The sequence below is a fragment of the Aeromonas fluvialis genome, from assembly GCF_000819885.1.
In the GTDB taxonomy this organism is placed as follows: domain Bacteria; phylum Pseudomonadota; class Gammaproteobacteria; order Enterobacterales; family Aeromonadaceae; genus Aeromonas; species Aeromonas fluvialis.
Window position 1 is genome coordinate 13,406 of sequence record NZ_CDBO01000059.1, and the last position, 25,337, is coordinate 38,742.

Sequence of the window (25,337 nt, forward strand, 5' to 3'; positions counted from 1 at the left end):
GCAACGCTATCATCCAGCTGCAGGGCTGGCAGCTACTTTCTGTTCCAGCTCTTTGATAAAACCCTGATGGTAGTCATAGAGCTGATAGTGCTTATAGATTTCTGCCAGAGCGCCGCTGCGGATCAACTCAACCATGCCTTTATCCCAGAGCTGCAACATCCGGTTGCCTTGCTGGGTATCGGCAAAGATCGGATAGGTCGGGATCCAGCGCAGGAAGACCCGATGCAGGTCGGGAGGGGGAGAATCATGCACAAAGAGGACGCCGGCAGTCAGGTAATAGCGATAGCGCTCTTTATCGAGCAGTAGAAAGGCCATCTCATCGCTGTCAATCTCATGCCACTTCATGGTGACGTCAATGTACTTGTCGAATGCCCAGCCTCGCCGCCATATCACCTTTTGCCCTTCCAGGCTTTTTTCCCCCTGCCACTGAAGCTGCCATTTTTTGAGCATGAATACAGTCAAATCATCGGCTGATGCGGGATAGCGAGGTTGTCGTACACCGGTGACTTCATCGCGATATACCCCCATCGCTATATCGCCTCCATTTTTGGCAATCACAGCGAGAGCACGTTTATAGGGCACGATATGTGGGGTTACCTGATAACCGTGGGGTTGGTAGATGGCGCGAACCAGATCGAGATAAATGCCTTTGCCATCTTTTTGGCAAAAGCCGGGCCAATCATCGCAATAGACGTCAATAGACTCTGCCCGGCAATTAACCGCAGTGCACAGGCAACAGAGCAACAGACAGATGCGTAGCATGGTCAGCGCTGGCCTCGTTGGGACGGATGAAAAATTAATACCCTGCTTTATACCATGGCATTGATCGTGAGAGAGCGTAGAAAAAATCTCGTATCTCCATTTTGCGACGTGGTCGAGGGTTATTTTGGGTCGGGTTGTTATGATCAAGAAAGATTCAATAGTGCCCCAATCAGGAGAGGAGACTGCATTATGCCATCGATCAAAACGCTGCTTTGTCCTGTCGATTTTTCCCAAATGTCTCGCGCGGTACTCGACTATGCCGTATTCATGGCGCAGAGCCATGAGGCCCAGCTCAAGCTGATCCACGTGGTTGATCAACTGCACGGTTTTGACAGTTACAAGATCCTGCATATGACGGCCATCGAGATCACCCACGAGATGGAGCGTCAGGCCAGAACCCAGCTCAAAGAGCTGGTTGCCAGCTTGCCGATCCCGGCCACCTTTGATATTCGCTTTGGCCGGGCTGCGGATGAAATTGTCATTCAGGCCAAGGAAGATGAGGTTGAGCTGATCGTGATGGGCAGCCACGGTCGCTCCGGGATCAGCCATCTGCTGGTAGGCAGTGTCGCCGAGTCTGTGGTGCGTCATGCACCCTGTCCGGTACTGGTGGTGCGCCAATAACGCACCATGTTTAGTGTGACAAGCGTAACAAACAAGGCCAGCGATTGCTGGCCTTGCGTTTTCAGGTGTTGTGACCGCTAGCCGTGGGCGTAGATGATGGCTGACTCAGGTGTGATCAAGCAGCTTGTGACGTTTCATGTCGATGACAACCAGCCTGCGCTGGGTGGATGGCTTGCTGTAATCGAAGATGGTGAGAATGGCTTTGCGTTTGTGGCGCTCGTTTTGATAACTGTTGAGTGCCTGATAAAAGGTCTGTTTATCCAGCTTGCCTGCCAGACCCAGCTGACGATAAAGTTCTGATCCCTGCAGTGCTGTTCCAGATTAGCGATATCAACAGCAGTGGCAACAGCCACCCGCATTGCCACGCTATGTGCCCGCGGGCTTGACTCATCCGTGAATATCTCCTGGTCACTCCCTGTCAACGGCGCGGAGATTGCCATCAATCCGCTCGACAGTTATATGCAAGGTGCTGAAAAGGCGTAATAAAAAACCGGCCGCAGAGCGGCCGGAAGTAATTCAAACAGTAGACATTGGTATTACAGGGTATAACTGACTTCCAATTACTTAGAAGTTGTACTGCAGGGCAACAGCAAGAGTGTCGTCAGTGTTGCGACCCAGCTTGCTGGTGCTGTTAGTATCATCGTCCAACAGGTTCAGCTGGTAATCAACGTAGGCATTGAAGTTCTTGGTGAAGTTGTACCAGGCACCGATAGAGACGTACTCGGTGTAGGTATCGTCGATACGGTTGTCATCGTCCTTCACGTCAGTGCGCAGATAAGCCAGGGAAGGCTTGAACTTGCCGATGGTGTACTGGGCAACGGCTTCATAGCCGTCGTGTTTTTCGGCGTAACCGTTGTACTTGCCGATGAACAGGTGGTCTTCACCGTGAGCATAGGTGGCGGCCAGGTACAGGTTGCCGTTTGTGTATTTGGCACCTACGCCGTACAGTTTGGCATCGTCGTCGCCACCAAAGCTGGCATACTTGCCCTGCTCGCTAGTCTTGCTAGCCTGGTTGTAGGAGGTCATCAGGCTCAGGCCCATATCGAAGTCATAGGCAGCCAAGACGGCAAAGCCTTGATCAGAACCTTTGGCGTTCCATTTGTCGGTTTCGCCATTACCAAGATCGACAGATTTATCGGAACGACCAGAATTCTGCGGATCGTTGTTGCCGGTGAACTGGGCACCCAGGGTCAGACTGTTGTAGTTGAATACATACTTTGCCAGCCCGTTGGTACGACCGGTACCGAACACTTCGACGCCCTTGCCCAGGCCGTCACCACCCCACTCGGGCAGTACGTCGGTGTAGTCGTTCAGCATGGTAAACAGGCCATCTTGACGACCGTAGGTGAAGGTGCCGAAACGGTCATGCTTGATGCCGACGTGAGCGTGACGTACTTCGTCGTTGTCAGAGCCAGCGGTCGGCAGGTTGTACTCGGCAAAGCCGAAAGCCGTCATCTCGGGAGCAATTTTGGTCTCACCGCGCATGTTGACACGGAAGTAGCTCTGGTCATCGTCGGTGCCGTCATCATCAGTACCGTAGTACATACCTTGGGCGCGACCACCGATTTCCAGCTTGCTCTCACCTTCTTGAAAGATGGTGTTCTCATTCAGCGGGCCACCTTCAACGGCGATAGCGCCGCCGGCGACGAACAGGCTGGAGATTGCCAAGGTCAGTGCAGACTTCTTCATATGCGTAATTCCTCTGAGGTGTAAGCAATTGGACCTGTACCGGCCCTTGTTAAGGTGATCGGGTTTGAGTGCCGATGACGACACGGTAGGGCTCTGAACCTTGACTGGAGCTGAATCAATCCGGCGTGTTTTATTGGTATGTACTTTATCAGTAAGCGTGGTGTGAAATATTTTTGTTTTAAAACAATGATTTGATGTTTTTGGTGCCACTTGTGTGGCAGACATAAGATGCCTCAGTAATGAGATCTCGATCAGGTTTTTTGCCACAGAGTTATCAGCAGATCCTGTGCCAATTCATCTGGGCCATGTTGGACAAAGTCGTGCCGTTGTTCTCCGTTAGCGCGCCAGCCGAGACGGCTGGTTTCCAGAATAAAGGCGCGTACGTGCTGATCCATGGCGATAGGGAACTGGCAGCGCTCCTGGTTCACCAGTTGAAGACCGGCAAGCGAGGGCCAGCTTAAAGGGTGTTCCATGCTCACTGGATTGAGGCTGACTCTCAGCTGCCACTGATGGCGGGGTCCTGGTTGCAGATAGAGCAGATAGCCGCCGGGGGCCAGCCAGTCGACCAATTGCTCGGTCTTGATCCTGAGGTCGTTGACCAGCAATATGGCCGCCGAGCCCGGCTGCAGCGGCGCACGGGCGGGATCTGCAATGACAAACTGGCCGTCCGGCTGCGCTTTTTTGGCGGCAAAGATGGTGTTCTTGGCGATATCAACGCCAGCAAACTGCCAGCCGGGCAGGCGTTCTGCCAGCGCACGGCAGTAGTAGCCTTCACCACAGCCCAGATGGATCAGCTCGCGTGGCGAGAGGGGGGCGAGCAGGTTCGCCATTGCGTCGACGAGCGGCAGTTGGTGTCCGGCTTCCAGGAAATGGTGCTTGGCGCGCATCAGGGCACGGCTGTCGCTGTCTTTGGGGTTCTTCTTGCCGGGGATGAGATCCAGATAACCTTCCGGTGCGGGATCGAAATGGTGCTTGTTGTCGCAATAGCGCCCTTGGGAGGCCTCATGCAGGTGAAGCGGACTGCGGCAACGGGGACATTGAAGGTGCATAGTGACTCTCTTGGTGAACGCCGGTACGGGTGTTCGGGATTATAGAAGGGAGGGATCAAAAAAGGCTGCCGAAGCAGCCTTTTTCTCCGGTGGCCTGATGGCCATGGCGGGGCATCAGCGGGTGCCGAATACCACTATGGTCTTGCCGTGTGCAGAGATGAGCTCCTGCTCTTCCAGCATCTTGAGGATGCGGCCCACGGTTTCACGGGAACAGCCGACGATCTGGCCGATCTCCTGGCGAGTGATCTTGATCTGCATGCCATCCGGGTGGGTCATGGCATCTGGCTGTTTGGCCAGGTTGAGCAGGGTCTGGGCGATCCGGCCGGTCACATCCAGGAAGGCGAGGTTACCCACTTTTTGGCTGGTGTGCTGCAGGCGCTTGGCCATCTGGCCAGATAGACGCATCAGAATGTCCGGGTTGACCTGGATCAGCTGACGGAACTTCTTGTACGAGATCTCTGCCACTTCGCAGGATCCTTTGGCGCGAACCCAGGCGGAGCGCTCGGGATTCTCGTTCTCTTCGAACATTCCCATCTCGCCCAGGAAGTCGCCCTGGTTCAGATAGGAGAGGATCATCTCTTTGCCCTCATCGTCCTTGATCAGGACGGCCACAGTGCCCTTGACGATGTAATAGAGGGTCTCCGCTTTTTCACCCGCATGGATCAGGGTGCTCTTGGCGGGATACTTATGAATGTGGCAGTGCGACAAGAACCATTCCAGGGTGGGATCGCTTTGCGGTTTGCCAATAACCATGAGAATTCCTCTGTAGTGTCTTTTTATGGACTTGTGCGTCCGGGCAAGCTGCCAATCTTGCCATTCCTTGTATTCGTCGCAGTAGGATAAGAGCCTTTGTCGGTGCTGACAAGGCTTTGCAGGCTTTTGAAAGAGCCCTTTGGGTAATGCCTGCTGCGCCGCGTTGGCCATTCTAGGGAAGATGGGGGGCAGAGATGTTGATTTTGATCTATTTCCCCCCTAACACTCCTCTCGCTAGTCGGCTGTGTGCCCTGAGATATGCCGCTTGTTCGATGGTTGGGGTATGCTGGGCACATCATAATAGTGCGACTACATGAGGAGGCGTGAGATGAAGGCAAAGGTCAGCTGGGTAGAGGGGATGAAGTTCGTAGGGGAGAGCGAGTCTGGCCACAAGGTCATCCTGGATGGTGCCAACCCGGGTGAGGGGGCGAGTCCGATGGAGATGATCCTGCTGGCGCTCGGTGGCTGCAGCTCTATCGATGTGGTCTCCATTCTCGAAAAAGCACGCCAGGCGGTGACGGCCTGTCATGTAGAGGTCAGTGGCGAGCGGGTTGATAGCGTGCCCCGTGTGTTCGAGAAGATTAATTTGCATTTCGTGGTGACAGGCAAGGGCTTGGCAGACAAGCAGGTAGCCAGAGCGGTCGACCTGTCGATGGAAAAATACTGTTCTGTTTCCCTGATGTTGGAAAAAGCGGTACAAGTTACCCATAGTTATCAAATTGTTGAAGCTTGATAACTGACGATTGTTTCGTTGATATCCAAGTATAAGGTCGTCACGTAAGGCCACTGCACAAGGCCATTACATAAGGCCATCACATAAGGAAAATGCAATGAAAAAATGGATCGTTCTGCTTCCCCTGCTGGGTCTGACGGCGTGCAGTAGCCCGCAACCCACCCAGTATCAATACAGCCAATATCAGTGTGGCGAAGAGATGCTGGCCATCACCTATGATGCCCAGGCTGACATGGTACAGTTTCCCTATGCCGGGGTTTACCACAAGCTGGTGCGCGTTGAATCAGAGTCCGGTGCCAAATATTCCGACGGTGTGACCACCTTCTGGAATCAGGACAAACAAGGTCTTCTCACCCAGAAAGGGGTGACGCTGCTGACCTGCACGCTGAAATAGGTGTGCCCGCTGGTTCCCTGAATCAGGCCAAGACCTGCTTGGGGCAACGGATTGAGAACACAAAAAACGGCTTGCCGGGAGGCTGGCCGTTTCTTTAATCCCCTTTTTCAATAAGCCAGTATCAGTTGGTTGGGACGCGATGCAGCAGTTTGGCGGCGAGTTGCTGGCTGAATGCCTGACGTTGGCTATCTGTAATGCTCACGTCGCTGGTCAGTTGGATGATGCTGCTCCAAACCGCTTTCTCGGTTTTGCGATCGCGCAGCACGATGGCTAGCGAGCCTTTGCGCTGGTCGGCGGAGGCATGGACCCCCGGCGTCATGCCGAGGCGCGCGAAAATTTCGCCGTCACTGATGTCCTTGCCCCCAGCGACGCCGATGGCGACCCACAGATCCGCTTCGCCGAGCGGCGCACTCTGCCACCCCTTGCCATTGAGCTCCCGGCTCACCGCCAGTTGCATCGGCTCCAGCCACTTTTCCGCTAACTTTCCGGCGTATTGATACTGCTCGGCCAAGGCGAAGCTCGGGGTGGCGCCATATGTCCAGTCGCCAAGGGAGCGAACGATTATGGTGTCAGATTTCAGTGTCGGGGTGACCTGACCGCTGCTGCAACCGCTCAGCAGGGCGGCCATTACCACAGAAATAAACGCTAACCGCATTATGAACTCCTTGGCTTAAGTGATCTTGCCGGTTTCGAGTAGTTGCTGGATGAGTGGCTTGAGGATCAACTCCATGGCAAACCCCATTTTGCCACCCGGAACGACAATGGTGTTCATACGAGACATGAATGAACCGTCGATCATCGACAACAGGTAGGGAAAGTCGACCTGTTTTATGCCGCGAAACCGGATCACCAGCATACTCTCGTCCAGACTCGGGATCACCTTGGCGCTGAAGGGGTTGGAGGTATCCACCGTCGGCACTCGCTGGAAGTTGATATGGGTGCGGGAGAACTGCGGGGTGATGAAATTGATGTAGTCATCCATGGAACGGACGATGGAGTCGGTCACAGCCTCGCGCGAATGCCCTCGCTCCGAGGTATCGCGGATCAGCTTCTGGATCCACTCCAGGTTGACGATGGGCACTACGCCGATGAGAAAGTCCACGTGGCGGGCCACATTGTGATCTTCGGTGACCACCCCGCCGTGCAGCCCTTCATAAAACAGTAAATCGGTCTCGCTCGGCAGATTCTGCCAGGGGGTGAAGGTGCCAGGCATCTGGTTGAAGGGGACTGCCTCGTCAAAACTGTGCAGATAGCGGCGATACTGGCCGGTGCCATCCTGGCCATAGCCCTGAAAAAAGCTCTCCAGCAAGCCGAAGTCATTGGCCTCGGGGCCAAAATAGCTAATGTGGCGCCCCTGTTCGCGCGCCTTGCGGATGGCCACATCCATCTCGGGGCGGGTATAGCGGTGAAAACTGTCGCCTTCTACCACGGCCGCCTGATAACCCAGTTGGTGGAACATGGAGCGAAAGGCAATGGTGGAGGTAGACGTACCGGCACCGGACGAGCCAGTAACGGCGATAATGGGATGGTTGGCCGACATATAATGTTCTCTTCCTTGGGAGTTCCGTTATACGGGCGTGAACCCGATATGGTCAAGACGGCGCGTTGAAACGATCGCGCGGCACGATATTGACCGACTCATGCAACTCGCTATAGACGATCACGGCGAGGCCTTGCTGTAATTGAGTCCTTACCATAGCGACTTTGGCCTCTAGGGGGACATCATGTTCGCCATATTCGGTGCCTTCCTGCAGCACAAAGTGCTCGATCAGGTTGGTCAGGGTATCGGCATCCAACGCTTGCCAGGGGATTATCATGAGGGGATCTCGATGCAAAAGGGCATAACCGTCAGCTATTGTTGTGCGCAATAAAATGAGTGCAACCTCTTTTTTCCGCGTTTCGTGGAGTGTCTGCCCGAGAGGGGTGATGCCGTTGATGATGCGTTTGGTACCAGTGAGGTGGATCTGGCTACCGGTTATGGCGTGAGGCGTTTTTTTGTGACGGCGTCAGTGTGGGCAGGCCGGGCCACTACTGGCGCGGGCTGACCAGACACTCGGTATCGCCAAGGCCAGAAGCCGCAATCAGTTCTGTATCGCCTCCTGAACCTGCTCGGCGATCCAGCGTTCGATCCGCTCATCCAGCCAGAAGCGTGGCCGCCAGGGTGTGCCGTGCAGAAAGCCGACATGGCCACCACGCTGGCTCAACTCGTAGCGCACCATGGGGGAGAGTTGCTCGGGGCGCGGGATGACGGCGTCAGACATGAAGGGATCATCTGCGGCGTGAATGACGAGAGTCGGGATCGGGATCTGGTGTAGCAAGGGCAGACCTGAACAAATCTGATAGTAGTGGCTGGCGTTGTGAAAGCCATGCAGCGGCGCAGTGACCAGCTCGTCAAAATCGCGCAGGGTGGCAATCTCAGCGACCGCTCTTGGTTGCCAGCGTTCCCTTGCGTTCTGCTGCTGGCGGATCTTGTTGAGCAGATTATGGCGCATGGTGCGCAGCAGGTAGTTCTGATAGACCTTCGAGAAACCCTGATTGACCCGTTCGGCACAGCTGGCCAGTTGCAGCGGGGCCGAAACCACCACCGCGGCCTTCAATGCCGCAGGACAGGCCCGCGCCAGCAGATTGACCAGCATATTACCACCGAGTGAAAAGCCGATGGCGATCAGTGGTTTGCCCGGAAAGCGTTGGCTCAGTTCGGCAATCAGCTCCTGTGCATCCTGAATGGCGCCGGAGTGATACGCTTGCAGATGGCGATTGGGCTCGCCACTGCAGCCGCGAAAGTGCATCAGCACCGCCTCTGTGCCCTTCTGTTGCAGATGACTGAACAATCCCTTGGCATAGTGGGAGTGAATGCTCCCCTCCAGCCCGTGAAACACCACCACTAGTGGTTGCTTGTCAATGCTGACTTTTCCGCTCCAGGCGAGGTCGACAAAGTCCCCATCCTGCAGTTCAAACCGCTCCGCCACAAAGCGGGCAGGTGTGCGGCGCAGCCATTTGGGCAATATGGTCTGCAGATGAGGATTACGGGCCCACCAAGGGGCGTGGAAGTGGCTCTCTGTCAGCATGGGCTCAGTCGGTCTGGGTCGAAGGTAAAGGGGGCGGGAGGAGGGGACCTCCCGTTAGTGACTTGCTTATTTCAGCAGGCGATCGTGATGTTCGGCACCGCGCAACATAGCCTGGATCAACTCGTTGGCCTCGAACTTGGTCAGTGCCTCGTGCGCGCCCACCTGATGGGCTCGCTCCACACTGATCTCACTGGAGAGGGAGGTGTGCAGGATGATGTAAGCCCCCGCCAGTTTGCTGTCGCTCTGCACCTCGAAGGCCAGCTCGTAGCCATCGAGCCCCGGCATCTCGATATCGCTCACCAGAATGTCGATGGGGGTCTTCTGGCTTGCCCGCTGCTGCAACAGGGTCAGTGCATCCTTGCCATTGGTACAGACCTCGTAGGGGATATTAATGTAGTCGAGGGCTGCCATCAGCTGACGACGGGCGACTGAGGAGTCATCCACCAGCAGGATCCGCATCGGCTTGATCCGCTCCCGCTGAACATCGGTCAGCACTGGATAGAGGTGGCTGGGATCGTCAGGGTAGACCCGTGACAGGATCAGCTCCACGTCCAGCAACTGAATCAGCTGACCGTTGACCCGGGTGACCCCGGTCACGAAGACATTGTGGCCGAGGGCGGTGGGCGGCGGCGCGATATCGCGCCAGTTGCACTCGGTAATCTTGTCGATGCCCCGCACCAGAAAGCCCACCAGGGTACGGCGGCAGTCGGTGATGATGATGAAACAGTGGGGCTTCTCCTCCTTACTGATGGGGCGATAACCCACCGCCATCGCCATATCGATCACCGGAATGGTGGCGCCGCGCATATTGGCGGCCCCCAGCACGGTCGGGTGCGAGTGCGGCATGGCTGTCAGCTGAGTGTAAGGGACGATCTCCTTCACCTTGAGGGTGCCGATGGCAAAGGATTGCTGGGCAGAAAGGTGAAACAACAACATGCCCTGGGATTGATTGGCTTTGCTCGTCATGGCAGATGTCCTGTTGGTCGAAACGTTGGCAGTCACGTCAGGCCTTTAGCATAAAGGATTACAGGGGGGATGGCCCTGCCTTGTTAACGGCCATCTGGCAAAAAACTGGACTCGTCCCGCCAATTTTAAATGGCTTCTTCCCCCGATGTTTGGCTATTGATCTCCTGATCGCCATCCCCGCCGACGCACCACTGTTGGCAGGCAGCGTGCAGTGCGGCCTCATCGGCATAGCCCAGCTTGCTGGCGACCTGGGCGTGCTTGCTGCCGCCCTTTAGCAATCTGAGCGCTTGCAGCAGTTGCCACTGTTGTTGCAAGGCAGACCCCTCTACCGGTGGATTGGCCAGTTGCGCCCACAGCTGCAGAGAATCCGGCTGGCCATTGGCCAGCGCTTGCCAGCCGGCTTGCAGCTCACCGTGCCCCTGCTGGCTGATGGCGCACAGTTGCAGCTCATCCTGGATGACCTGCAGCCGCTGGCCGTAGGCCCCTTGCCACTCTTTCGGTCGCTGCCACCGGACCAGTGAATCGAGCAAGGCATCGAGCAAGGGGGTGGCTTGCAGCCAGCCAGCCTGCTGCGGCTGCGCCATGCGCAAAGAGACGCTCAGCCGATCGTAGTGACAACCACTGAGTGGGCTGAAGGCGGCGAGGGCATCGGCACAGAGCCAGAAGCAACTGCCAGCTGGCAGCAGGAGTTCATGCTGGCCCAATCTCAGCAAGGCGGCGCCTCGGGTTATCCGCAAAAGCTGTCCGGCCGGGCTCCGTTTGCGGTTGCCGGCCTGCAATCCCTGACAGGAAAAATGGTAGTATTCGCTGGCGTGATGCATGTAAAAATCCTGATATGATGCTGCCTGGAGGTAACAAATATGGAAACCAGACGTAAAAAACGCTTCATTGCCGGGGCTGTCTGCCCGGCGTGCGGCAAGTTGGACAATATGATGCTGTATCTGGAGCATGGAGTCGAGAAGGTGACCTGCGTCGCCTGCGGTGACACCCAGGTGCAAACACCGGAAGAGGTCGACAAGCTGACTCGTGAGGCGGAAGAGGTGATCGGGGTATTTCGTCCCTGATGAGGCAATGGCTGAGGGGGGATCGGTTTTCCTGTTGATGCTTTTGTCGTTTTTTTCATCACGCTGTGGCGCGGCACGGCATATGCGTGGCCCGCTTTTTAGGGTATTCTGAGCCCGTTTTTTTCTATCCGCAGGATCCTGACATGAAAGTAGCTCCTCTGAGCGTGGTTACGCTGGAATACACAGTCACCGACGAGCACGGTGAAGTCATCGACAGCACTGTCGGCAAAGAGCCGCTGGTCTATCTGCACGGCACCCGTTACCTGGTCTCTGGCCTGGAAGCCGAGCTGGAAGGTCGCGCGGTAGGTGAAGCCTTCGAAGTGACCCTGGCGCCGAGCCAGGCCTACGGCGAATATGACGAGACCCTGGTACAAGAAGTACCGGGCGAGCTGTTCGACGGTATGGAAGTCTCCGAAGGGGATACTTTTGTGGCTGAAACCGACGATGGCCACCGTCCGGTGACCGTGGTTGAAGTGTCTGAAGAGTTCGTCAAGGTAGATGGCAACCACCCGCTGGCTGGTGTGACCCTGGGCTTCAAGGTCGAGATCAAGGATGTGCGTGCTGCCACTGCCGAAGAGCTGGCTCACGGCCACGTTCACGGTGAAGGTGGTTGTGGTCACGATCATGGTCATGATCACGACCACGGCCAGGGTGGTTGCTGTGGTGGTGCTGGTCACGATCATGGCCACGACCACGGTGATGACCATGGTCACGGCGGCTGCTGCGGTGGCGGCGGTTGTGGTGGCAAGGGCCATCAGCACTGATCACGGCCACGCCGATGATAAAAAACCCGCGATTCTCGCGGGTTTTTTATTGGTTGTTGATCGTGCCGGGCAAGATGGCCTGACAACTGATAGCGCCTGATCAGTAGTGTGGCGGTGGTGTCTCTTCGGCCATGCTGGCTATCTGGCTGGGCTGTACGCTCTGCAGTTTGTCGATCAGCAGCTGGATCTGGTATTTAAGTCGATCGAGTTCACGGCCCTGGGTGGTCACCTCGTCGTTGAGCTGCTCTATGGTGTATTCCGCATAGGCGAGACGGGTTTCCAGGGTTTCGATGCGATCGTTAAGTTGCTGGCTCATGGGCCTTCGGGTCCTTACTTGATTGTCCAGATTTCGGCCAGACCACTGGAGCTGGCGCTGACAAGGTGGCTATTGTCGCGCAAAGCGACGCCGTAGACCACTGCGCTGGGCGGTTTCACCTTGGGTTGCGGCGAGACGCGCCAGCTCTGCAGCAGGGTGCCGTCACTCACTTGCCACAGGGAGAGCTGGCGGGAGGGGGCACCGGTGATGAGCCACTTGCCGTCGTTGGCAAAGCGGGCGCTGGTGTAAACCTCGAAGCGATGATCCGATTGCAGCTGACTCACCTCCTTGCCGGTTTTCAGATCCCAGATGCTGGCCCGACGGCTGTCGGCGGTGAAGGCGTAGCGACCGCTCGGCTCCAGTCGTGCCATCACGACCCGACCGCCATGGTTGAAGCGCCACACCACCTGACCGCTGCGGCTATCCCACAGGTAGGCGCTGTAGTCGTTGCCGCCGGTCAGGGCGTAGCGACCATTGGCGGAGAGATCCACCGTATTGACCTGTTCGGTATGCCCCAGAAACTGCAGACGACGGCCGCTTCCGGTATCGAGCCACTCGGCTTTGCCATCTTCCCGCCCTATCAGCACATAACGACCGTCGGCAGAGAGCGCTATGTCCCTCAGTCTGGATTCAGGAAGGGAGTAGTAACCTTGTGACTGCCCATCCTGTAGGCGCCAGGTGGCAAAGGTGTCAGTGGTGGCGGTGACGGCGTGGCTGTTACCTTCGGAAAAGCGGGTAACAAACACCAGGTCATCCTGCGAATCTGACTGTTTCCAGCGCCAGCGCTGGCGGTTCTGCTCGAGATCCCAGACCACAATGCCCTGGCCGATGCTGGAGACGATAGCCTGCTTGCCGTCACTGGCCAGATCTGCGGTCAGCAGACCCGTGCTGGCGAGGGTGATTTGCTGGCTGGGTTGGGAGCTCTGCTCGCAACCGGTGAGCATGACACAGAGGCTCACCAGATAAATGGCACTTTTTATCATTTTTGCAGTCTCACGCTTTTGTTACCTGCGAACACGGCGTTAGTATAAGGCGCTTATCACGATAAACCTCTCATTTCACGATGGAACCGAGAGCGGTATTTGGAGTTTGGAGAAACTGATGAACAAATTTCTGAAGGTGTCCCTGTTGGCGGCGGCGGTTGCCGTCGGTCTGACTGCTTGCCAAAAAGACGAGAAGCCTGCTGCGGCCAATACCGCCGAAGTGAAGGCTGAAGCCAGCAAGCCGGCAGAGGCGACCAAGGCTGATGCCAAGAGCTTTGAAGAGCAATCCGGCTACGCAATTGGCCTCTCCATGGGTCGTTACATCGCGAACACCCTTGAGCGTCAGCAGGAACTGGGCATCAAACTGGACAACGCCGTGATCCTCAAAGGGGTGACCGACGGTCTGGGCAAAGAAGCCAAGATGACGGATGAAGAGATCCAGAAAGTACTGCAGGATTACGACGCCAAGATCAACGAGCTGACCAAGGCCAAGGCCGAGAAAGATTCCGTTGAAAATCTGAAGAACGGCGAAGAGTACCTGGCTGCCAACGCCAAGAAAGAGGGCGTGAAGAGCACCGAATCCGGCCTGCAATATCTGGTCGAGAAGATGGGGGACGGTGCCAAGCCGACATCTACCGACATCGTCAAGGTTCACTACACCGGTACCCTGACCGATGGCACCAAGTTCGACAGCTCTGTCGATCGTGGCGAGCCGGCCACCTTCCCGCTCAACCAGGTGATCCCGGGTTGGACTGAAGGTGTGCAGTTGATGCCGGTTGGCTCCAAGTTCAAGTTCTTCCTGCCGTCCAAGCTGGCCTATGGCGAGCACGGTGCAGGCTCCATCCCGGCCAATGCCGTGCTGGTGTTTGACGTTGAGCTGCTGGCTATCGAGAAGCCGACTGCTGACGACGCTAAGAAGTAATCCCTTCTTGTAGTAAACAAACGGCTCCTTAAGGAGCCGTTTTTACTTGTGTATTCCTTGCAATCGCGGGATAAAAGAGCTGTCTTGGCGTTGGGGTTGCGCGCAAAAATAAGGCAAAATAGATCGCAGAATCAAAAACAAGGATGAGTCCAGTGGCTGAAAATAAATCGCGTGTCCTGCTGGTGGAAGATACCCGTAGTCTGGCGGTGGTCTATGAACAGTACCTGCGCCAGGAGGGGTACGAGGTGGTGCTGGCCGACTGCGGTCAGCAGGCGCTGGCGCAGTTGCTGGCAAGCCCCCCCCCCGTGGTGCTGCTGGATCTGGAGCTGCCGGATATGTCCGGTATGGACATTCTGCAGATGATCACCGAACAGCAGTTGCCCTGCTCGGTGGTGGTGATCACCGCCCACGGCTCGGTGGATGTGGCTGTGGAGGCGATGCGTCTTGGTGCCTTTGACTTTCTGACCAAACCGTTTGACAGCAAACGGCTCTGTGCCACCGTACGCAATGCCCTGAAACATCAGCAATTGAGCTCGCTGGTTGCCCACTATCGCGAGAATTTCGAGCGCAGCTCATTCTTCGGTTTTATCGGCGCCTCCATGGCGATGCAGGCGGTGTATCGCATCATCGAGAGTGCGGCACCCAGCAAGGCGACTGTCTTTATTACTGGCGAGAGCGGCACCGGCAAGGAAGTGTGCGCCGATGCGATCCATCAATGCAGCCCGCGTAGTGCTCAGCCATTCATCGCCCTCAACTGCGCCGCCATTCCCCACGATTTGATGGAGAGCGAGATCTTCGGCCATGTGAAAGGCTCCTTTACCGGTGCCCAGGGGGATCGCAAGGGGGCGGCCAGTCTGGCCGATGGCGGTACCCTGTTTCTCGACGAAATCTGCGAGATGGATCTCGATCTGCAGAGCAAGCTGCTGCGCTTCATCCAGACCGGCACCGTGCAGCGGGTCGGCAGCGGCAAGCTCGAGACGGTGGATGTGCGCTTTATCTGCGCCACCAACCGGGATCCGCTGGTGGAGGTGAAAGCGGGCCGCTTTCGCGAGGATCTCTACTATCGGCTCCACGTCATTCCGCTTACCCTGCCGCCGCTGCGGGAGCGGGGTGAGGACATACTGCTGCTGGCGCGTACCTTGCTACAGAGCTACGCCAAGGAGGAGAGCAAGCGCTTCAAGGATTTCGATGTCAATGCCGCGCGGGTACTGCTCGACTATCCCTGGCCCGGCAACGTCCGCGAGCTGCAAAACGTGGTGCGCAATATCGTGGTGCTCAACGACAAGGAGCTGGTGAGTCCGGATATTCTGCCGCCCCCGCTCAATGGGGTTCGTCCCCAGATCTTTGCGACAACGGCGATGGCGGTAGAGTCGGCGCCCGCGATCAGCGGGATTGCCAAAGGGCCGATCCGCCCGCTCTGGCTGGTGGAAAAAGAGGTGATCGAACAGGCTATCGCCAGCTGTGACGGCAACATTCCCAAGGCGGCGGCACTGCTCGAGATCAGCCCCTCCACCATTTACCGCAAGAAGCAGGGGTGGGAGGAGGCCAATCTGGCCTGAACCATCTTGCCAGCAGAAAGGGCGGCTAGCGTGCCGCCCTTTCTATTTTGGGGATCAGCGTTTGGCGAGGCGCTTGAGTCATGCCAACGAACCGGTCAGTAGACCATGGCCAGGCTCATCAGCATCAGACCGAGGGCGGCGAAGGCTCCCTCCTTGATGGCAAGGCGCGGCACCAAGGCCTTGGGCAGTGCCGGAAACAGGCTCAGCGCGAAGCCAAGCCCCGGCATCAGCCAGTGAAACGCCGGATTGCGCAGGGCGGGATCGGCGGCGCCGTTGATGATGATCAGCAAAATAAACAGGGTGAAGGCCGGCAGGATAAACCAGCGCCCCCCACCGGCGGCGACCGCCCGTAGCGGCGAAATGCGATAGAGCAGCATGGTCACAAGAAACAGCACAAAAGGGGCCAGCAGATAGAGCGGAGCAGGGTTCATAACATCTTTCCTGAAAACTGAACGTCAAAAAACCGGGTGTCTGGTGCAAGAGGCGCGGGATTTAATCACTCTTTGCCACTAATCACCAGCTGCCCGGGCCCAGGCTGTGAAGAAGATCCCGGACAAAGGTTTGCCACAACGGCTCTTAGCGCAACCAGAACCAGGCGGCGGCAAAAGCCAGCCAGCTCAGCACCAGCAAGATCCACGGCAGGGGGTGCTGATGACTCACTTCAACCAGCTCGAGCTGATCATCCTGCTCTTCTGAAGGCTGCTCGCCCTGTGGCTGTCTGGCCTTGGCCTGCAATTTTTTCTGGCGGCTCGCTTCACGGGCCCGTGCCTTCATCTGTTTCTTGTACTCGTCGATGCCTTTCTGGATCCCTTGCGCGATAAGCTGGGTCTGCTCCTTGGTCTGTCCCGGCTTCTGGTTGGCACGGGCAATTTTCATCGCCTCTTGCTGGGTCTCGGGAGAAATCTTGTCGTACTTGGCCATCAATTCGTTCCTCGGGCATGGATGGCTGGGAAGTATGCCATAAAGCCGCTTACTCGTGGTGTCCCCTCGGCACAGTGCGATACAAGTGAGCGGTAACTCAACAAAAATCGAGATAAATCAGAGATAAACCCGATGTTGAATAGAAGATCACAAATAGCACAATTTGTGAGTCATCGATGAAAAATGGTCATCTGTTGTTGTTATATTGGCGCCCGACCCGCTGGACCGGGTTGCGAAATAACAAAACAATCAAGGTGATATGGAAATGAATAATAATTTTATCAAAGGCGGCGTGGCTCTGGCCGTGCTTGCTGCACTGACTGGCTGTAATACCTCTAGCAATGACAGCGTTGCACCCTGCACCGAAAATGTCTGCAAACTGACCATTCTGCACACCAATGATACCCACGGCCGTTTCTGGCACAACGCCGAAAATGAGTACGGTATGGCTGCCCAGAAGACCCTGGTCGAGCAGCTGCGTGCGGATGCCAAGGCAGCCGGCAGCGACGTGCTGGTGCTCTCCGGCGGTGATGTGAATACCGGGGTGCCGGAATCCGATCTGCAGGATGCCGAGCCTGACTTCATGGCGATGAACAACATTCGCTACGATGCCATGGCAGTGGGTAACCATGAATTCGACAACCCGCTCAGCGTGCTGGAGAAGCAGCGCAAGTGGGCCCAGTTCCCCATGCTCTCGGCCAACATCTATGACAAGGCCAGCGGCAAACACTACTTTGACCCCTACAAGGTGTTCAAGCTGGAGAGCGGTCTCAAGGTCGCCGTACTGGGCCTGACCACCGAGGATACCGCGCAGCTGGTGGATCCCAACAACGTGCAAACCCTGGAGTTCCGCGATCCGACCAGCGAAGCTGCCAAACTGGGCCAGCAGATCCGCAGCAACAAGGAAGCCAATCTGGTCTTCGCCATCACTCACATGGGCCATTACGAGAATGGCCAGCACGGCAGCAATGCGCCGGGCGATGTAGAGATGGCCCGGGCTCTGCCAGCGGGTACTCTGGATGCCATCATTGGTGGCCACTCCCAGAATCCGGTCTGCATGGAGCCGGGCACCGCGAACAAGTACGCCAATTTCAAACCGGGTGATAACTGCCAGCCAGACCAGCAAAATGGCACCTGGATCATGCAGGCCCACGAGTGGGGCAAGTATGTGGGTCGCGCCCAGTTTGACTATCAGAATGGCAAGTTGACCCTGACCAGCTATGAGCTGATCCCGGTTAACCTGATCAAGCGCAACGCCAAGGGTGAGGCGATCGATGCCACCGGCGCCGTGACCAAAGATACCACCAAGATGCAGTTCGTACAGGACGAGATCACCAAGGATCCCGAGCTGTATAACACCCTGCTAGGCTATCAGGAAAAAGGTCAGCAAGAGCTCAACGTTGTGATCGGTTCTACCGATGGGGTATTGGTTGGTGATCGCAATACTGTACGCAACAAGCAAACCAATCTGGGTCGTCTGATCACTTCAGCCACCTCTGCCAAGCTGGCCGTCGATTTTGGTATCGTCAACTCCGGTGGCGTGCGTGACAGCATCCCGACCGGGGATATCACCTACCGCAGCGTGCTGCTGGTGCACCCGTTTGGCAACACGGTCAACAAGGCGGTCATGAAGGGGAGCGATCTGGCGACCTATCTGGGCCAGGTGGCAAGCAAGACCCGCAATACCGGTGGTTATGCCCAGTTTGGCGGCATCAACATGGCAGTGGATTGCCAGGCCAAGAGCGTCAATATCACCAGCATCGGTGGCAAGGCGTTTGATCCGGCAGCTACTTACAGCTTCGCGATCCCGAGCTTCAGCGCCTCCGGTGGTGACGGTTATCCGAAGATCGATACCATCAACGCCGGGTTGGTGGATGCTGCCGTGCTGAAGGAGTACATCGAGATCAAGAAGACCATCAACGTTGCGGATTATCAGCCAGGCAATGAGGTGAGCTACCTGAACTCAGCATCTACCGAAGGGTGTATCTAATCGCTCATCAAGGCTGTTAGCCCCTGATGTCACCCCAAAGGGCAGCCGGTGGCTGCCCTATGTTGTTTGGGGGCGGTCACAACGCTTCAATCATCAATGACGATAGCCATCGCCTGTATGACGGGATGAAATGAAAAAAGGCGGCCTGTGGGCCGCCTTTTGCGTCGTGACAATCTAAACCTTACAGCTGCTCGATACCGACGATATGCCAAGGGGCATTGTCTTTCGCCAGATTGCGCTCGAGGTGCCACACCTCTTTGATGTCTTCTTCTACCTGTTCCTGACGGTCCATATAGCGGCCGCTGAAGCGTACGCTCACCTGAGCCCAGTCGCTGCCGTAGTCGGCGCGTACCAGCTGGGTATCGACGTACATCACTTCGGTGTGCTGGTCGCCAGTCAGTTCGGCGCGCTCGGCTTTAAGCTGATCGAACAGCTCCGGGCTGACGTACTCGCGTACTTTTTCCAGATCGTTCTTGTTCCACGCCTCTTGCAGGGTGCGATAGTGATCGCGGGCACCGGCCAGGAAGCTGTTCATGTCAAAGCCTGGCGGCAGGCGGAACGGCACGTCGCTGTCGGCAAAGCCGGTGGCTTGCGGTGCGCTGTTGCTCTGCTCAAACTGCTGCGGGGCCGCAGATTGCGGTGGCTGATAGCCCGCATAGGCCGCCTGTTGTGGCTGTGGCGTCGCGACCTTGCCCTTGCGCAGTGTACGGATCAGGAAGACGGCACCCAGCGCCAGCAGGGCGATCAGCAGGAAGTCCATTCCTTGCAGACCTTCAAAGGCACCGCTGCCCAGCAGGTAGGCAAACAGGCCGCCAGCTAGCAGGCCGCCCAGCAGGCCACCCATCATGCCGCTCTTTTTCGGCGGAGTCTGGGCATTCAGTGTCGGATTCTTGTTGTCGACCGGTTTGGCCGCAGGCTGGGCCGGCGCAGTTTTGTAACTTTTACCAAAGGATTTGCCGCCGCCAAATTTCTTGGCTTCGGCGTGAGGTGCCCCCAGGCCAATGGCCAGGATCACGGCAAACAGGGTCAGCATCTTTTTCATTTTGACTCTTTTCACTCTCGTCTGTGGGTGGGGCATGCTCCGCTTTGGCAAGCTCAGCAAGGCGCATGGCAGGCTGCCTGTCCCTAATTGTGTCGCAGCTTGTATTCATCAATATCACCTCTGGCATGAATTATTCATGAACGAGGTTGCCGCGATGCGGCGTCAAACAAGAGGAGTAAACCGGATGAAAAGCAGAAGATTGAGTCGCAAGGAGCGCAAAATGCGAAGCAAAATCAAAATGGTCAAGGTAGAGCAGACTCTGGTTTGGCCCTTTATGATGGTATGAGCCGCCAGATAGGGCTCGCCGTAGTTGGCTTTCTTTTGTAAAATTCCCGTCCCCTTCCCGCTGCGGTTTTTATGTGTATGGCAGAGCAAGTGACGGCGAAAAAAGACGCCAAGACACAACAGCTGAAAGTTCCTCCCCACTCTTTTGAGGCCGAACAGTCCGTACTGGGCGGCCTGATGCTGGATAACGATGCCTGGGATCGGGTTGCCGAACGGGTGATCGATCAGGATTTCTACAGCCGTCCGCACCGGTTGATCTTCCAGGCCATGACCCGCCTTTCCAACGCGGGCAACCCCATTGACCTCATCACCCTGCAGGAGGAGCTGGAGCGCTCCGAACAGCTGGAAGAGGCGGGCGGCTTCGCCTATCTGGTGGAGATCGCCAAGAACACCCCGAGTGCCGCCAACATCAACGCCTACGCCGAAATCGTGCGTGAGCGGGCGGTAGTACGGGAGATGATCTCGGTCGCCAACGAGATAGTCGAAGCGGGCTACGAGCCCCAAGGGCGCACCTCAGGTGACCTGCTCGATCTGGCCGAGAGCAAGGTATTCAAGATTGCCGAGCAGCGCACCAGCGCCAATGAAGGGCCCCAGCCCCTCAAGGTCATTCTCGAGCAGACCGTCGACAAGATTGAAGAGCTGTTCAAGACTCCCCACAACGGCGTGACCGGGGTGTCGAGCGGTTACGGCGATCTCGACAAGATGACAGCCGGTTTGCAGCGCTCGGACCTGGTCATCGTGGCGGCCCGTCCCTCCATGGGCAAGACCACTTTTGCCATGAACCTGTGCGAACATGCAGCCCTCACCGCCGACAAACCGGTGCTCATCTTCTCGCTGGAGATGCCCTCCGAGCAGATCATCATGCGTATGCTCGCCTCGGTCGGTCGTATCGATCAGACCAAGGTGCGTACCGGTCAACTCGATGATGAGGATTGGGGGCGGCTCTCTTCCACCATGGGCTTGCTGCTCGAGAAGGGCAAGATGTATATCGATGATGCCTCCGGCCTGACGCCGACCGATGTGCGCTCGCGCGCCCGCCGGATTGCCCGTGAGCACGGTGGCCTCTCGATGATCATGATCGATTACTTGCAGCTGATGCGAGTCCCTGCATTGTCTGATAACCGGACGCTGGAGATCGGCGAGATCTCCCGCTCACTCAAGGCCTTGGCGAAAGAGCTGCAGTGCCCGGTAGTGGCGCTCTCCCAGTTGAACCGTAGCCTGGAACAGCGGGCCGACAAGCGTCCGGTCAACTCGGATCTTCGTGAATCGGGCTCCATCGAGCAGGACGCGGATTTGATCATGTTTATCTATCGTGATGAGGTTTATCACGATGACAGCCCGGACAAGGGGATTGCCGAGATCATTATCGGCAAGCAGCGTAACGGCCCTATCGGCCGGGTGCGCCTCACCTTCCAGGGTCAGTTCTCCCGGTTCGACAACTACGCCGGTCCTGCGTTTGATGATGATTATTGATAAGTAACAAGTAAGGCAATCCTGATAGTCAGTATTGCCGCCACCGCCCTGACCCGCTTGCCATTCACTGAGAGGCAGCCGGTCAGGGCCTGTTTTCCCGGTTCGACAATTATGCCGGTCCGGCCTTCGACGACGATAAGTGAGTGGCGGTCTTCGGCCCGATGAGGGGGAGACCATTTGTGCCCTCGTAAGGGAAAACCATGAAAGCGGCTACTGCCCAAATCAACACTGCGGCCTTGCGCCACAACCTCGCCGTGGTCAAGCGCCACGCACCCGCTTGCAAGATCATCGCTGTGGTCAAGGCCAACGCCTATGGCCACGGACTACTGCCGGTCGCCCGCACCCTGGTGGATGCGGATGCCTATGCGGTGGCCCGGATCGAAGAGGCGCTGATGTTGCGCTCCTGCGCCGTGGTCAAGCCCATTGTGCTGCTGGAGGGCTTCTTCTGTGCCGACGATCTGCCGGTGCTGGCGGCCAACAACCTGCAGACGGCGGTTCACACTTGGGAGCAGCTCGACGCGCTGGAGCAGGTCGAGTTGCCAGCGCCCGTGGTGGCCTGGCTCAAGCTCGACACCGGCATGCACCGCCTCGGGGTGCGCGCCGACGAGATGCCCGCTTTTATCGAACGACTCGGCAAGTGCAAGAACGTGGTACAGCCGTTCAACATCATGACCCACTTTAGCCGCTCCGATGAGCTGGCACAGCCCACCACCCGCGAGCAGATTGACCTCTTCAGCCGTCTCACTGCACCGCTGGCTGGCGAGCGGGCCATGGCCAACTCGGCGGGCATTCTGGCCTGGCCGGACTCCCACTGCGACTGGGTTCGCCCCGGTGTCATTCTCTATGGCGTCTCCCCGTTCCCCAATACGGTGGCGGCTGATTACGATTTGCAGCCGGTGATGACCCTCAAGACCCAGCTGATTGCGGTGCGGGATCACAAGGCGGGCGAGCCGGTAGGCTATGGCGCCAACTGGGTGGCGGATCGTGATACCCGGCTCGGGGTCATTGCCATCGGCTATGGTGACGGCTATCCGCGCATGGCGCCCAACGGCACGCCCGTGCTGATTAACGGCCGCATCGTGCCGCTGGTGGGGCGAGTCTCCATGGATATGAGTACGGTCGATCTCGGCCCCGGTGCCACCGACAAGGCGGGCGACGAGGCGGTGCTGTGGGGCGAGGGGCTGCCGGTGGAGCGGGTAGCCGACGAGATCGGCACCATCCCCTACGAGCTGATCACCAAGCTCACCTCCCGCGTCTTTATGGAATACGTCTGATGTGGCAGCAGTGCCCTGAAGATAAAAAGGGATGGCGTTGAGCCATCCCTTTTTCATTGCGGTCGATAAGTCCGGCCAGCGCTTCGTTCAGCGCGCCTTGAACGGCGTCAGCTCGGCCAGGGGGCTCGCGTCCATAAAGGCTTGCGGCTCCTGACCGTGTTTGAAGATCTTGAAGTCCTGATTGCGGGCGCTCCAGTACTCGATGGTGTCACCACTGATCTGCAGCAGGCTTGCTTCGCGCAGGGCCACCACGTATTCGCTCGGGTTGATGGCGCAGAACTCCGCCAGACGCTCGTCGCGGGTCTCGCCCATGTGGCCGCTGATGCTGGCGTCCAGATAGTGCGGGTTGATCTGCAGCGGGAACAGCCCCAGCGCTGGCAGCACGGCGGCGTTGCAGACCGGCATGTCGTTGGTGGTGCGGATGCTCGGGGTTGCCACGTTGCAACCGGCACTCCAGCCCACATAGGGGACGCCACGTTCGCGCACGGCACGCTGGATCGGCACGATCAGGCCATTTTCGTGCAGCAGCTGGTTGAGGCGCCAGGTGTTGCCGCCGCTGATAAAGATGGCGTCGGCCTGATTGACGGCATCGACCGGATCATCGAAGTGGTGAATGCTGATGGTCTCGATCCCGAGGCTCTCGGTGAGATCATTGGCGCGGGCATCCCAGTCGCTGCGGATCACCGCGTAGGGGATGAGCAGAATGCGCTTGACCGGTTTTCGGGCCAGCAGGCTCTGCACCCGGTCACGGGCCCAGCCGAGCAGTCCCGGAAATTCGTTGGCTTTACCATTGCTAAGCAGAAGCAGTTCCATCAAATCGTTCCTCAAAAAGTGAAAGCGGAGGAGGGAGGGCCACCGGATCCGCTGCGCGGCCGGATGGCAAGAGCGGGCATGCTACCACCATTGGCGCGGCGGTTCTGTGATCGGGGAGCCCATTCAACCGCTATGGATGAGTTATGGATGGATAACTCCATGCCAAATGGTGGGTTAATGAGCCGTGGTCAGCTCGCCGCCCATCGCCAATAAAAGACCCCGCCGCAGCGGGGTCATGTCAGAGTTAGTCGAGTTTGAGATCGACCCAAACCATGCGGTGATCCGAACTGACTCCCTTGGCGATGCCGAGTTTCGCATCATAGACCAGGTGATAACCGGCCTCGAAGCTGGCAGGCCAGAAGACGCCGCTCTTGACCGCGTTGAGGTTGGCGGAGGGGATGACGTGATCCAGCTGCAAACCACTGCTGCTGGTGATCCGCTCCGGGTGGGGGCGAGAGTTATTGCGTTTGCAGTCAGTTCCCTTGCTCAGGCATTCGGGGCCTCCTTCACTGACCGGGAGCAGGGTGCCATTGGTGATGGCCTGATTCATCAAGGCGTTGTCCAGCAGCGCCTGGATGGCGGTCAGGTCGCCGTCACCGGTGAGCTGATCGGCGTTGAGATCCCCGGCGATGACGAACTTGGCATTTTTGGTCAGCCCTCCTTTGACCCCCTTGTCATCGGTCATATAGTGGAGACCCTTGACGTAGTCGTTCCAGAAGGCGATCTCGGCACGGTTGTGCTTGACGGTGTGACGCGCCGCGTTGGCAAAGATCGGCGGGGTCGGGTGGGAGATCAGGAAGTGGATCACCTCTTCACCCTTCTCGGTCTTGATCCGTACCGGCACATCGGCGTGGTTCTTGGAGGAGAGTGGGTACTGCTGCCAGGCTGCGTCTGAATACCAGGCATCGCCACACTGGCGGCTGGCCGGGATCTGGACCTTGGGATTGTTGCAGTCATCGATGATGGGGTTCTGCTCGCCCGGCATATCCTTCCACTTGAAGTTCTGGAAGGTACGGATCTGCTTGGTGTCGACAGGATATTTGGACATCACCGCAAAGGCGTACTGGCCGTGGTAGTTGCCAAAGCCCCAGGCATCGTCGGGGCCGCTGTTGACCTTGCCATCCAGATTGAGGTCATAACCGCTCATCAGGCCGGTGTTGGTGGCGAAGTTCTGCATCACCGGATAGCTGATGGCGGTTACTTCCGCATGCTGGGCGTGGGCCAGATAGTTGTCGTTGAAGGCTTTCAGGTCGGTGGTGCTGTCACCCTTGCCGTCGTTGTCGAACTCGTTGAGCAGGAACACATCCGGGCGGGTGCGCTGGATGATCTCGGCCACGTTGCGGATCTGCTGCACGTTTTTGGCTTTGGTTTCTTCCGTACCCGTCAGGCTCCCTTCGGCGAGGCGGGCCAGCAGGGCATCCTGCGCGGTGCGGGTCAGCGCCAGCTCACCGGTCAGCATACCGGCAGCGGTGCGGTCAAAAGAGAGGTTGAAGGTGGCAAAACGAACCATGGGATCAGCTGCCTTTGAGTCGTTGTCGCTGTTGCAGCCAGCCAGCATCCCGAGGGAGATGGCGGCAGCCAGTAGGGTCTTGTTGATATTATTCATTGTAATTATTCCGTAGCATCAATGAGTTATGCCTTCTGTGAGGCAGCGTCATTATAAAGATACGGTGATGCCGGTGGCATTAAATACTCGCTGGATATCTATGATCCAGATCTCATTTTATATGTAATTAATATCGCACGCATTCTCATTGCCATGTTCTGGTCGCACATTGAATATCAAGCATTAACAGGGCTGATTAAAAAAAGCGTTGATGCTGCAAGTGAAGAAGCGCCAGCCTGCAACCAGGCAGTAGTGGCTAATGTTTATCTGCACTGCGCGTTACGGATGAG

27 protein-coding genes and 1 pseudogene are annotated in these 25,337 nt (G+C 57.3%); 10 read left to right on the forward strand and 18 right to left on the reverse strand.

Annotation, left to right across the window (positions count from 1 at the left end; translation table 11 throughout):
- Nucleotides 1-9 precede the first annotated feature (9 nt).
- A complete protein-coding gene (locus tag BN1125_RS12935; RefSeq protein WP_042012724.1) occupies nucleotides 10-762 on the reverse strand; it encodes a substrate-binding periplasmic protein in 753 nt (250 codons plus the stop codon).
- Between the two features lie 189 nt (nucleotides 763-951).
- Here BN1125_RS12935 and BN1125_RS12940 point away from each other — a divergent pair, with 189 nt between their 5' ends.
- Nucleotides 952-1,383 carry a universal stress protein gene (locus BN1125_RS12940; protein ID WP_042012725.1) on the forward strand — a complete coding sequence of 144 codons (432 nt, stop codon included), beginning with the start codon at nucleotides 952-954 and terminating at the stop codon, nucleotides 1,381-1,383.
- 108 nt (nucleotides 1,384-1,491) lie between these two features.
- Here the strand turns inward: BN1125_RS12940 and BN1125_RS19765 are convergent.
- From BN1125_RS19765 to crp, 4 genes and pseudogenes are all read right to left on the reverse strand, one after another.
- A pseudogene (locus BN1125_RS19765) lies at nucleotides 1,492-1,774 on the reverse strand (murein L,D-transpeptidase catalytic domain-containing protein); the annotation flags it as partial.
- Between the two features lie 173 nt (nucleotides 1,775-1,947).
- On the reverse strand, nucleotides 1,948-3,072 hold the full coding sequence (locus tag BN1125_RS12950; protein ID WP_042012728.1) for a porin: 1,125 nt from the start codon (nucleotides 3,070-3,072) through the stop codon (nucleotides 1,948-1,950).
- Nucleotides 3,073-3,323: 251 nt separating this feature from the next.
- Nucleotides 3,324-4,121, reverse strand: a complete 798-nt coding sequence (locus BN1125_RS12955) for a putative RNA methyltransferase (RefSeq protein WP_042012729.1) — start codon at nucleotides 4,119-4,121, stop codon at nucleotides 3,324-3,326.
- Nucleotides 4,122-4,235: 114 nt separating this feature from the next.
- Nucleotides 4,236-4,874 (reverse strand): cAMP-activated global transcriptional regulator CRP, encoded by a 639-nt coding sequence (crp, locus tag BN1125_RS12960; protein ID WP_005335304.1) that lies wholly within the window; start codon nucleotides 4,872-4,874, stop codon nucleotides 4,236-4,238.
- 328 nt (nucleotides 4,875-5,202) lie between these two features.
- Between crp and BN1125_RS12965 the strand changes: the two genes are divergently transcribed.
- Nucleotides 5,203-5,607 carry an OsmC family protein gene (locus BN1125_RS12965; RefSeq protein ID WP_042012730.1) on the forward strand — a complete coding sequence of 135 codons (405 nt, stop codon included), beginning with the start codon at nucleotides 5,203-5,205 and terminating at the stop codon, nucleotides 5,605-5,607.
- A gap of 97 nt (nucleotides 5,608-5,704) precedes the next feature.
- On the forward strand, nucleotides 5,705-6,001 hold the full coding sequence (locus tag BN1125_RS12970) for an MliC family protein (protein ID WP_042012731.1): 297 nt from the start codon (nucleotides 5,705-5,707) through the stop codon (nucleotides 5,999-6,001).
- Nucleotides 6,002-6,122: 121 nt separating this feature from the next.
- Here BN1125_RS12970 and BN1125_RS12975 read toward each other — a convergent pair whose 3' ends face one another.
- From BN1125_RS12975 to BN1125_RS13000, 6 genes are all read right to left on the reverse strand, one after another.
- Nucleotides 6,123-6,656, reverse strand: a complete 534-nt coding sequence (locus BN1125_RS12975; protein ID WP_042012732.1) for a DUF4136 domain-containing protein — start codon at nucleotides 6,654-6,656, stop codon at nucleotides 6,123-6,125.
- Nucleotides 6,657-6,671: 15 nt separating this feature from the next.
- Nucleotides 6,672-7,541: a phosphoribulokinase gene (locus tag BN1125_RS12980; RefSeq protein WP_042012733.1), complete on the reverse strand. Its 870-nt coding sequence runs from the start codon at nucleotides 7,539-7,541 to the stop codon at nucleotides 6,672-6,674.
- Between the two features lie 52 nt (nucleotides 7,542-7,593).
- Entirely contained in the window at nucleotides 7,594-7,818 is a 225-nt protein-coding gene (locus BN1125_RS12985; RefSeq protein ID WP_042012734.1) for a YheU family protein, read from the reverse strand.
- Between the two features lie 264 nt (nucleotides 7,819-8,082).
- A complete protein-coding gene (locus tag BN1125_RS12990) occupies nucleotides 8,083-9,069 on the reverse strand; it encodes a hydrolase (RefSeq protein ID WP_042012735.1) in 987 nt (328 codons plus the stop codon).
- Between the two features lie 66 nt (nucleotides 9,070-9,135).
- Nucleotides 9,136-10,035, reverse strand: coding sequence for a chemotaxis protein (locus BN1125_RS12995; RefSeq protein ID WP_042012737.1), 900 nt, complete (start codon nucleotides 10,033-10,035; stop codon nucleotides 9,136-9,138).
- A 125-nt stretch (nucleotides 10,036-10,160) separates the two neighbouring features.
- Nucleotides 10,161-10,856: a hypothetical protein gene (locus BN1125_RS13000; protein WP_042012738.1), complete on the reverse strand. Its 696-nt coding sequence runs from the start codon at nucleotides 10,854-10,856 to the stop codon at nucleotides 10,161-10,163.
- 39 nt (nucleotides 10,857-10,895) lie between these two features.
- Here BN1125_RS13000 and BN1125_RS13005 point away from each other — a divergent pair, with 39 nt between their 5' ends.
- Together BN1125_RS13005 and slyD are read left to right on the forward strand one after the other, a co-directional pair.
- Nucleotides 10,896-11,099, forward strand: coding sequence for a YheV family putative zinc ribbon protein (locus BN1125_RS13005; protein WP_042012739.1), 204 nt, complete (start codon nucleotides 10,896-10,898; stop codon nucleotides 11,097-11,099).
- 143 nt (nucleotides 11,100-11,242) lie between these two features.
- Nucleotides 11,243-11,863, forward strand: a complete 621-nt coding sequence (gene slyD, locus BN1125_RS13010) for a peptidylprolyl isomerase (RefSeq protein ID WP_042012740.1) — start codon at nucleotides 11,243-11,245, stop codon at nucleotides 11,861-11,863.
- Between the two features lie 100 nt (nucleotides 11,864-11,963).
- Here the strand turns inward: slyD and BN1125_RS13015 are convergent, their stop codons facing one another.
- Both BN1125_RS13015 and BN1125_RS13020 read right to left on the reverse strand, forming a co-directional pair.
- Nucleotides 11,964-12,179, reverse strand: a complete 216-nt coding sequence (locus BN1125_RS13015) for a SlyX family protein (protein WP_005335285.1) — start codon at nucleotides 12,177-12,179, stop codon at nucleotides 11,964-11,966.
- A gap of 14 nt (nucleotides 12,180-12,193) precedes the next feature.
- Nucleotides 12,194-13,162, reverse strand: coding sequence for a WD40 repeat domain-containing protein (locus BN1125_RS13020; RefSeq protein WP_042012741.1), 969 nt, complete (start codon nucleotides 13,160-13,162; stop codon nucleotides 12,194-12,196).
- Between the two features lie 118 nt (nucleotides 13,163-13,280).
- Between BN1125_RS13020 and fkpA the strand changes: the two genes are divergently transcribed.
- Both fkpA and BN1125_RS13030 read left to right on the forward strand, forming a co-directional pair.
- The gene (fkpA, locus tag BN1125_RS13025; RefSeq protein ID WP_042012742.1) at nucleotides 13,281-14,084 is read left to right on the forward strand and encodes an FKBP-type peptidyl-prolyl cis-trans isomerase; all 804 of its coding nucleotides are present in this window, start codon (nucleotides 13,281-13,283) and stop codon (nucleotides 14,082-14,084) included.
- A gap of 152 nt (nucleotides 14,085-14,236) precedes the next feature.
- Nucleotides 14,237-15,643, forward strand: a complete 1,407-nt coding sequence (locus BN1125_RS13030; protein WP_042012743.1) for a sigma-54-dependent transcriptional regulator — start codon at nucleotides 14,237-14,239, stop codon at nucleotides 15,641-15,643.
- A 95-nt stretch (nucleotides 15,644-15,738) separates the two neighbouring features.
- Here BN1125_RS13030 and BN1125_RS13035 read toward each other — a convergent pair whose 3' ends face one another.
- Both BN1125_RS13035 and BN1125_RS13040 read right to left on the reverse strand, forming a co-directional pair.
- On the reverse strand, nucleotides 15,739-16,074 hold the full coding sequence (locus BN1125_RS13035; RefSeq protein WP_042012745.1) for a hypothetical protein: 336 nt from the start codon (nucleotides 16,072-16,074) through the stop codon (nucleotides 15,739-15,741).
- A 145-nt stretch (nucleotides 16,075-16,219) separates the two neighbouring features.
- Nucleotides 16,220-16,564 carry a DUF2956 domain-containing protein gene (locus BN1125_RS13040; protein WP_042012746.1) on the reverse strand — a complete coding sequence of 115 codons (345 nt, stop codon included), beginning with the start codon at nucleotides 16,562-16,564 and terminating at the stop codon, nucleotides 16,220-16,222.
- A gap of 265 nt (nucleotides 16,565-16,829) precedes the next feature.
- Between BN1125_RS13040 and ushA the strand changes: the two genes are divergently transcribed.
- Nucleotides 16,830-18,554, forward strand: coding sequence for a bifunctional UDP-sugar hydrolase/5'-nucleotidase UshA (ushA, locus tag BN1125_RS13045; protein ID WP_042012747.1), 1,725 nt, complete (start codon nucleotides 16,830-16,832; stop codon nucleotides 18,552-18,554).
- Between the two features lie 181 nt (nucleotides 18,555-18,735).
- Here ushA and BN1125_RS13050 read toward each other — a convergent pair whose 3' ends face one another.
- Nucleotides 18,736-19,596, reverse strand: a complete 861-nt coding sequence (locus BN1125_RS13050; RefSeq protein WP_042012748.1) for a Tim44 domain-containing protein — start codon at nucleotides 19,594-19,596, stop codon at nucleotides 18,736-18,738.
- Between the two features lie 363 nt (nucleotides 19,597-19,959).
- Between BN1125_RS13050 and dnaB the strand changes: the two genes are divergently transcribed.
- Both dnaB and alr read left to right on the forward strand, forming a co-directional pair.
- Complete coding sequence (dnaB, locus tag BN1125_RS13060; RefSeq protein WP_042012749.1) at nucleotides 19,960-21,354, forward strand: replicative DNA helicase; 1,395 nt, start codon at nucleotides 19,960-19,962, stop codon at nucleotides 21,352-21,354.
- Between the two features lie 200 nt (nucleotides 21,355-21,554).
- On the forward strand, nucleotides 21,555-22,628 hold the full coding sequence (gene alr, locus BN1125_RS13065) for an alanine racemase (RefSeq protein WP_042012750.1): 1,074 nt from the start codon (nucleotides 21,555-21,557) through the stop codon (nucleotides 22,626-22,628).
- Nucleotides 22,629-22,715: 87 nt separating this feature from the next.
- Here alr and pepE read toward each other — a convergent pair whose 3' ends face one another.
- Nucleotides 22,716-23,441: a dipeptidase PepE gene (pepE, locus tag BN1125_RS13070; protein ID WP_042012751.1), complete on the reverse strand. Its 726-nt coding sequence runs from the start codon at nucleotides 23,439-23,441 to the stop codon at nucleotides 22,716-22,718.
- 244 nt (nucleotides 23,442-23,685) lie between these two features.
- The gene (locus tag BN1125_RS13075) at nucleotides 23,686-25,047 is read right to left on the reverse strand and encodes an endonuclease/exonuclease/phosphatase family protein (RefSeq protein ID WP_042012752.1); all 1,362 of its coding nucleotides are present in this window, start codon (nucleotides 25,045-25,047) and stop codon (nucleotides 23,686-23,688) included.
- Between the last annotated feature and the right edge of the window lie 290 nt (nucleotides 25,048-25,337).

Bases quoted from the DNA above. Each gene is read 5' to 3' on its own strand.
- ushA (WP_042012747.1), top strand. From the start codon at position 16,830: ATGAATAATAATTTTATCAAAGGCGGCGTGGCTCTGGCCGTGCTTGCT.
- slyD (WP_042012740.1), top strand. From the start codon at position 11,243: ATGAAAGTAGCTCCTCTGAGCGTGGTTACGCTGGAATACACAGTCACC.
- BN1125_RS12975 (WP_042012732.1), bottom strand. From the start codon at position 6,656: ATGCGGTTAGCGTTTATTTCTGTGGTAATGGCCGCCCTGCTGAGCGGT.
- BN1125_RS13020 (WP_042012741.1), bottom strand. From the start codon at position 13,162: ATGATAAAAAGTGCCATTTATCTGGTGAGCCTCTGTGTCATGCTCACC.
- BN1125_RS13040 (WP_042012746.1), bottom strand. From the start codon at position 16,564: ATGGCCAAGTACGACAAGATTTCTCCCGAGACCCAGCAAGAGGCGATG.
- crp (WP_005335304.1), bottom strand. From the start codon at position 4,874: ATGGTTATTGGCAAACCGCAAAGCGATCCCACCCTGGAATGGTTCTTG.
- BN1125_RS12990 (WP_042012735.1), bottom strand. From the start codon at position 9,069: ATGCTGACAGAGAGCCACTTCCACGCCCCTTGGTGGGCCCGTAATCCT.
- fkpA (WP_042012742.1), top strand. From the start codon at position 13,281: ATGAACAAATTTCTGAAGGTGTCCCTGTTGGCGGCGGCGGTTGCCGTC.
- BN1125_RS13050 (WP_042012748.1), bottom strand. From the start codon at position 19,596: ATGAAAAAGATGCTGACCCTGTTTGCCGTGATCCTGGCCATTGGCCTG.
- BN1125_RS12965 (WP_042012730.1), top strand. From the start codon at position 5,203: ATGAAGGCAAAGGTCAGCTGGGTAGAGGGGATGAAGTTCGTAGGGGAG.
- BN1125_RS12985 (WP_042012734.1), bottom strand. From the start codon at position 7,818: ATGATAATCCCCTGGCAAGCGTTGGATGCCGATACCCTGACCAACCTG.
- BN1125_RS13005 (WP_042012739.1), top strand. From the start codon at position 10,896: ATGGAAACCAGACGTAAAAAACGCTTCATTGCCGGGGCTGTCTGCCCG.
- BN1125_RS12995 (WP_042012737.1), bottom strand. From the start codon at position 10,035: ATGACGAGCAAAGCCAATCAATCCCAGGGCATGTTGTTGTTTCACCTT.
- BN1125_RS13075 (WP_042012752.1), bottom strand. From the start codon at position 25,047: ATGAATAATATCAACAAGACCCTACTGGCTGCCGCCATCTCCCTCGGG.
- dnaB (WP_042012749.1), top strand. From the start codon at position 19,960: ATGGCAGAGCAAGTGACGGCGAAAAAAGACGCCAAGACACAACAGCTG.
- BN1125_RS13000 (WP_042012738.1), bottom strand. From the start codon at position 10,856: ATGCATCACGCCAGCGAATACTACCATTTTTCCTGTCAGGGATTGCAG.
- BN1125_RS12935 (WP_042012724.1), bottom strand. From the start codon at position 762: ATGCTACGCATCTGTCTGTTGCTCTGTTGCCTGTGCACTGCGGTTAAT.
- BN1125_RS12950 (WP_042012728.1), bottom strand. From the start codon at position 3,072: ATGAAGAAGTCTGCACTGACCTTGGCAATCTCCAGCCTGTTCGTCGCC.
- BN1125_RS12940 (WP_042012725.1), top strand. From the start codon at position 952: ATGCCATCGATCAAAACGCTGCTTTGTCCTGTCGATTTTTCCCAAATG.
- alr (WP_042012750.1), top strand. From the start codon at position 21,555: ATGAAAGCGGCTACTGCCCAAATCAACACTGCGGCCTTGCGCCACAAC.
- pepE (WP_042012751.1), bottom strand. From the start codon at position 23,441: ATGGAACTGCTTCTGCTTAGCAATGGTAAAGCCAACGAATTTCCGGGA.
- BN1125_RS12955 (WP_042012729.1), bottom strand. From the start codon at position 4,121: ATGCACCTTCAATGTCCCCGTTGCCGCAGTCCGCTTCACCTGCATGAG.
- BN1125_RS13015 (WP_005335285.1), bottom strand. From the start codon at position 12,179: ATGAGCCAGCAACTTAACGATCGCATCGAAACCCTGGAAACCCGTCTC.
- BN1125_RS12970 (WP_042012731.1), top strand. From the start codon at position 5,705: ATGAAAAAATGGATCGTTCTGCTTCCCCTGCTGGGTCTGACGGCGTGC.
- BN1125_RS13035 (WP_042012745.1), bottom strand. From the start codon at position 16,074: ATGAACCCTGCTCCGCTCTATCTGCTGGCCCCTTTTGTGCTGTTTCTT.
- BN1125_RS12980 (WP_042012733.1), bottom strand. From the start codon at position 7,541: ATGTCGGCCAACCATCCCATTATCGCCGTTACTGGCTCGTCCGGTGCC.